The 6,010-nt window shown below is 44.2% G+C and carries 2 protein-coding genes and 1 pseudogene; all 3 read right to left on the reverse strand.

Annotation, left to right across the window (positions count from 1 at the left end; genetic code table 11):
- Positions 1–452 (reverse strand): annotated as a pseudogene (locus PLA23_RS09550) (AAA family ATPase); the annotation flags it as partial.
- Positions 453–511: 59 nt separating this feature from the next.
- The gene (locus PLA23_RS09555; protein ID WP_324475004.1) at positions 512–3,895 is read right to left on the reverse strand and encodes a PAS domain S-box protein; all 3,384 of its coding nucleotides are present in this window, start codon (positions 3,893–3,895) and stop codon (positions 512–514) included.
- 38 nt (positions 3,896–3,933) lie between these two features.
- Positions 3,934–6,010, reverse strand: a 2,077-nt coding sequence (locus PLA23_RS09560) for a PAS domain S-box protein (RefSeq protein WP_324475007.1), incomplete at its 5' end; no start/stop codon positions are given.

Consider the following 6,010-nt stretch of genomic DNA (forward strand, 5'->3'; position numbering starts at 1 on the left):
TTCAGGGTATCGAGGATAGGTTTGTCATATTCATCAATAAGAATCACAATCTGCATACCAGTGGTCTTTTCAATAGCTCTGATTACGGCATCAAGTTTGCCACCCGTTGAATGTACCCTGGGAGAATATCCATGCTGATATGCCCATGTATCCAGAATTTCATGTATTCTTCTTTGGAGTTCTTTGCGTGTTCTGACTGGAGATACTGACCAGTCGATTCGAAGAACCGGATATATGCGAGAGAAATCCCATTTCGACTGAGAAGTGCCAAGATATAAACCTGAGAACAGATCTCCCTTTCCTGAAAAGCAGCAATCTATAGTGTCAATAAACAGGCTTTTTCAAAATCGACTTGTTCGTGACAGGAAGTAATACGTACCTGTTTTTACGAGTGATGCAATGAATGGCGTTTTATCAACATACGCATACCCTTCGGTAATGGTCTGGAGAATGACTGAATACCGATAGGAAGTTTTATAGGCATACTGGAGTACGTGAGAGTAGAGGGTATTTACTCGAAGATACTTTTACTTTTTCTCCGCCATTTCCCCGGTGGAATGTGGATCTCAAATCGTGCTCCTGATCCAAATATCCCGTTCTCTTCGATGCTGATACCGGTTATTGTCAGGATTTCTCTGGTAAAAAATAATCCAAACCCGGTATTATTTCCATATCCATGTTCAAAAAGATATGGTTTTTCATTCTCTTTAATCCCGACCCCGTCATCTTCGATCACCCATGAAAAGGACTCATCATCACTCGTATATATCCCATAACTTCTGATCTCAGATATTCCCTGACCTCCGTAACGGAGAGCATTCTCAATAATATTATAAATTGCCCGTTCAAGAAGCGGATCGGCATAGACCTCGATACCGGAGATGGTATTGGTGAAATGAATTGCTGGTGTGTGGAGCTGTTCATGCATTGATTGGAACAAAGCCTCGATGTCATGCCAAACTGCTTTTTTTACGCCTATATTCTGATAATCATGGGTAAATTCAATTGCCCTCTGAATAAGCTGTGCAATCTGTTCAATCCGGTCAATATCATTCTGAATATCGCTCGCAGATGAGGAGAGCCGTATCTTATCAAGGAATATGAGAAGACTACTGAGTGCATTTCTGATATCATGTCTGGTTATATCAGAAAGCAGGTTTAACTTCATGTTCGCTTCAAAAAGTGCTATTTCTGCTTTTTTCTTCTCGGTAATATTGATATGGGTGCCATACATCATATGGGGCGAGCCATCATCAGCCCACGTTAATACCTGGCCACGGTCAAGTATATACACATACTGACCATTTTTATGGATCATTCTAAATTCTGCTTCATAATAGGGTGACTTTTTATCAAAATGCTCCCTGATTTTTTCATACGCATAAGAAAGATCCTCAGGATGGGTCAACCGTTCCCAGGTCTGTATGGTGATCGGAGAGAGTTCCTCCCTGGAATAGCCGAGCATCTCCGCCCAAAGAGAGTTAATAATAACCTCTCCGGTTTTTACATTCCACTCCCAGGTACCTGCCCGTGTTCCGGCAATGATACTTGCAAGCCTCTGTTGTTCCTCCAAAAGCTCCTCTTCGGCCAGTTTTTTCTCCGTGATATCCCTGACCCATTCCATAAAGAGGATTACCTCTCCCTGATCATCAAGGAGGGGAATTACCCTAATGTCAATCCATAATCCTTCAGGCAGTTTTACTACAGTCTCAACCGGTTTTTTGGTCTTCAAAACGGTAGATGCCAGACAATCCGGACAGACAAAATCAAGGCCCCGGTATGTAAAATAACATCTTGTACCTGTTTTTCTCAAATCAGAGGGAACATGTCCGAATCCATTCCAGTTGCTGTACACAATATTCATATCTGGGTCATGGATTGAGATCAAATCCGGCACAAGATCCAGAATTTTATGGAACCGCTCTTCACTCTCAGCCACAGCCTGTTCAATCCGCTTATGTTCGGTGATATCAAGGACGGTACCTTCATATCTGATAATCCTGCCTGTATCATCGGAAACACTCCGGGCATTGACTGATCCGATAAACAGGGTTCCATCCTTTTTCCGAAAAGAAATTGGCTTTAAAAAGACAGGTCTTCCGGATGCAAGCTCATAATGAAGTTTGAACTCATCCTCAGGTTTTTCAAAAAGGTTCTGATCAATTCGTATGTTCAACCTGATGATCTCCTCCTGGTTTTCATATCCAAACAGCCGTGCCATCGCATCATTGATCATGAGTATCTGCCCGTCTGGAGAGATCTGGAATATGCCAATGGTTGCATCCTCAAAGAATTGATGATATCTTTCCAGATTCAAGGTCTCTGGTTCTTTCTGCTGCTGCTCATTTAGTATATGTTCAATCTCACCTGAATCCTGATTTGATATCCCTTTGAGAACTGAACCTGCATGATGCAGACATCCCGGAGTGGATGTCTTTGATCCATGGAGGTACAACTCCCTGCCAACATAATGATGCTTTCGTAAATACTCAAGAATTTTTAAAGAATTTATCCATTCAATATCAAGATTTCTGATCATTTCATCAATACGGGATACCTGTTCAGAAATCAGTGATTCATACTGTTTATTCTCCGTCATTTCGATAAGTGTGATGATGATGGAGAGCGGGTTTCTGATACCATCATTTAATATGGCAAGCTTTGCAATATTTTCCTGGATTTGGAGAGTCAATTGCTCTTTCTCCTGTTCAAGAAGTATCTCCTGAGTGACGTCCCTTCCCTGCGCAACCGTTGCAATCGGCCTGCCGTCTGTATTGGAAATAGTGGCAGAGTTCCATACCACGTATTTCATTTTTCCATCCCGATGCTGAATCGGTATGCTGACAGTATCCCACCTGAACCCCTCCTGGTTTGTCCTGACAAGATCCATTGAGGAGGAGACACTCTCCGGCGGGAAGAGTACATCGAGTGGTTTTCCCAGCAGTTCATCTGCATTCCAGCCGCTCAGAAGCTCAAAGGAATGGTTAACCCTGGTAATATGAAAGGCAGCGTCCCAGACAAGGATAGGGACATTGGCATAGGTAATAAGTTTTTCGAGGAATTCATTCGTCTCTTTCAAGCGCATCTCATTATGAATCCGTTCGGTGACATCCTGAATAACCGTTGCAAACTGCCCATAACGCGGTGAGTACGCCGCGACTTCGAAGTACTTGTCTAGTTCACCACTGAAATTCTCAAAATGTGCCGTAATACCAGTCAGTGCAACCTTTCCATAGATATCTATCCAGTATTGTTCAGTCCCTGGTAAAACCTCACGTACCGTTTTTCCGATAATATCCTCTTTTTTTAGTCCAGTTTGTTGTAAAAACGCAGGATTTACATCTATAAACCTATAGTCCACCGGGTTTCCTGTATCATCACAGATAATCTCATGAAGCGCAATTCCTGCAATATTATGCTCAAAAAGTAACCGGAACGTGTGTTCCTGTTTATAAATCTCCTGATGGGCTGCATATATCTCCTCCAGTTGCTCTTTGAGTTCTTCTTCAGAACTTTGTATCTGCTCATATGCTGCTTGGAGTTCGAAATTTTTCTTTGCCAGATCTGATGTTGCCTGCTCCTTCAGGAGAGAGAGGTAGGTAATGGTGCCGGCCACAAGAATAAAAATTACGACGCGGATACCCGCACCACCCAGAACCGCAGGGTCCTTTGTATACACACTGATACACCCAAGATAAACCAGAGACAAAAATACTGAAAAGAGAAAGCCCCGTACATAATAGAAGGCACAGGCAATAATTATGGGAAAATAGTATACATTTTGGAAAATCGTTGTCCATCCGGACAGGAGAGCATAAAAACTAAGGCCGATTGCACATGCTGTCGTCACAGATAAAAGAATGGGCGGGGCTTGTTTTGGTATATGGATATTCATACCCACACTCTTTCATCCCTGATCAACACTGATCATCTTCATACCCGCCATTTTCCAGCTGGAACCCTCATCTCAAACCTGACCCCGATCCCATAGGTCCCGGTCTCCCGTATTCCAATGCCGGTGATAGAGAGGATTTCTCTGATTAAAAAGAGCCCCATTCCGGTATTTTTCCCATAACCTCGTTCAAAAATCTTATCCTTCTCATCATCAGCAACACCGCCGCCATCATCTTCATAGATAATCACGCAATCTCCGTCAGTCATTTGGTATCCGACCCTAATTGTGGTAAGATTTTGTCCATGCCGGACGGAGTTCTCGATCAGGTTGTAGAGCACTTTCTCAAACATGAGGTCAGCATAAATCTCCAGGGTGCCAGGATCGGACTTAATTCTGACATCTTTTGCAAGATTGCGGATAGGTGGCTGGATCAGAATTGTTGCAATCCGCTGCCATGCCGGGGCAGAGGTTCCCAGATCCTGGTATTCTTTGGTAAACCTGATAAGATGTTCAATATCCGCCGATGCCTGCGAGATGGTATTCAGGTATTTTCGTATCGTGGGATCGGATACAGACTCTTTAATCTCATCACAATAGAGGGATGCAATCATTACCCGGTTAAGGATATCATGCCTTGTTATGCTTGAGAGAATATTGAGTTTATTATTTGCTTTCTGAGCTGCATCATGTGCTGTTTTGATCGCACTGATGTCATGGATCTGAATCAGCTGGCAGGGTTGTCCATGGATGTATATGCCTGACCATGCAACCTCTGCAATAATCGGTTTATTCATCCCGTTCGTCAGAATCATCTCCTTTCGGAATACTTCCCCCTCTTTTCCGGAAGGGATCGTGAGGATATCCCTGTCTGCAATGGGTGATAAAACTGGCATTTCGTTTAGTTGTTTTCCCAGGACCATGGCATCCCCAAGACCGAACATGGCATGAAATCCATGATTTATTTCGAGAATTTTTCCAAAACGGTCAATGATGAAGACGGGGTCCGGAGTCTGGTTAAATATTGAGATGAATTTCGTTTCATTATCCCGTACAGCCTCCTCTGCTTTTTTCCGTTTGGTAATATCCCTGCTGACCCCGATAAACCCGACTGGGTCTCCCCATTTATCAGAGAGCGTCCGGGCAATTACTTCTGTCCAGACAGTCGACCCGTCTTTGCAGGGTTGTTCAACCTCGAGTATTTGTTGTGGAGGTTTTTGGCCCTGCTGTATCATCTCCTGCGCACGCTGAATTGTGTCCAGTACAAGAGGGAGCGACTCTGGGCTTATTGTCTCTTCCAATGAACTTTCCATTACCTCTTCAGGGGTATATCCCCGGAGATGCCAGACCGACGGACTGATATACGTAAACCGTCCGGAGAGATCCATGGTCCAGATAACATCAATTGAGTTTTCGGTGATGAACCGGTACTGCTCTTCCCTCTTTTTGAGCTCTTCCTCTGCATGTTTGCGGTCAGTGATATCATGGTGGGCTGAGAGCACGCACTGCTCTCCGTGATAGGTTATTAAGATTCCAAATCCGATTGCCCAGAATCTCCTGCCCGACGGGGTCTTCAGTTCCATCTCAAAATCTGACACAATACCCTTATTCTGCAGAATATTCAACCACATCCTTCGCTGTGTGGGATCAGCCCAGACATCAGGAGCCCTGGTATGGTAGAGTTCATCCATACTGGAAAATTCAAACAGAGACATTGCCTTGCGGTTTGCGTACCGGATGATCCCGTCCAGGGTCACAATGCTTATCGATATCGGGAGGTTATCAATAATCTTTCTGAACTGATCCTCTTGTTCTGCCAGGGCACATGATGCCTTTTTCAGCTCAGTAATATCCTGATTGACACCAAATACCCTGACAGGTCTGCCCTGATCATCTGTTTCAATCTCTCCGAATGTGAGGATATATTTTTCTTCGCCAGTTTGCGGGAGGATAATCCGCATATCGGTCTGATAGGGCTGGCCGGTTGCGAGAGCATGGGTAAATAATTCTCGTATCCTGGGCCGGTCATCAGGGTGGATGAGATCTGCCACCTCATCAAATGAAGGGGTTGCATCTGGTGGATACCCACACAATGATAACGCTTCCTCAGAGGCAGAG

It is taken from the genome of Methanospirillum sp. (assembly GCF_035406105.1).
GTDB lineage: Archaea > Halobacteriota > Methanomicrobia > Methanomicrobiales > Methanospirillaceae > Methanospirillum.